Source organism: Erwinia sp. V71 (genome assembly GCF_965644245.1).
In the GTDB taxonomy this organism is placed as follows: domain Bacteria; phylum Pseudomonadota; class Gammaproteobacteria; order Enterobacterales; family Enterobacteriaceae; genus Erwinia.
Map to the genome: position 1 here is coordinate 1 of NZ_CBFFRK010000267.1, position 827 is coordinate 827.

The 827-nt window shown below is 48.4% G+C and carries 2 pseudogenes; both read right to left on the reverse strand.

The features are described from left to right. Nucleotides 1-279, reverse strand: a pseudogene (locus ACSZO1_RS22565) (hypothetical protein); the annotation flags it as partial. Beyond that, nucleotides 272-760, reverse strand: a pseudogene (locus ACSZO1_RS22570) (carbohydrate ABC transporter permease); the annotation flags it as partial. The pseudogenes ACSZO1_RS22565 and ACSZO1_RS22570, both read right to left, overlap by 8 nt. Nucleotides 761-827: the final 67 nt, after the last annotated feature.

An 827-nucleotide genomic window follows, 5' to 3' on the forward strand; every position in this document is an offset into this window, starting at 1 on the left:
TCTGAAGAGATGCACGACAAGATCATCGGCTGGTATCTGACAATCAACCACTACCACTAAATCTGCGTCACGACCGAAAATCTCACTATTGGGTTTAAAGGCGGCAGAAAACATCCACAATAACGGATATAACATCAGCAGACCGACAATAATCAGGATGCAGTAACGAATGGCTGCGCTGATTTTCTCTCTGCGCAAGGTGCGCAGACTTTCTCTTTCACTGACGGTATTATTCGCCTGCGATTTATTTTCACTGAGTGAATTATTGATATCAGTCATTTTTACCTCCTTTATCCGCGGAGTAAAACACCCAGTATTTGGAAGATTTAAAGGCGATTGAAGCAAACACGGCTACTACCAGGAACAATATCCACGCCAGTGCCGCGCCATACCCCATATCGAAATATTTAAAGGCCGTTTCGTAGATATATAATGAGAATAAATAGGTGTAGTGAGTTGGCCCGCCACCGGTGATGACATAAGGCGCGGTAAATTCCTGGAAGGCCTGGGTGGTCTGCATAATAAAATTAAAGAAGATCACCGGCGTAATCAGCGGCACCGTCACTTTGATAAACATCTGCCACTTCGAGGCACCATCAATCATCGCCGCTTCGTACTGTGACTGTGGCACGTTCTGCAACGCGGCAAGGAAGATCACCATCGCCGAGCCAAACTGCCAGACACGCAGCAGTGTGACGGAGGTCAGCGCCAGCGCGGGCTCCCCCAGCCAGTTGACAGGATCAAAACCGAATAGGCGGATTCAAGTTCGAAGTGCAACGCTAAGCCGCCTGTCTTAACTCTGCAAAGACCACTGAAGGCTGCCGGAA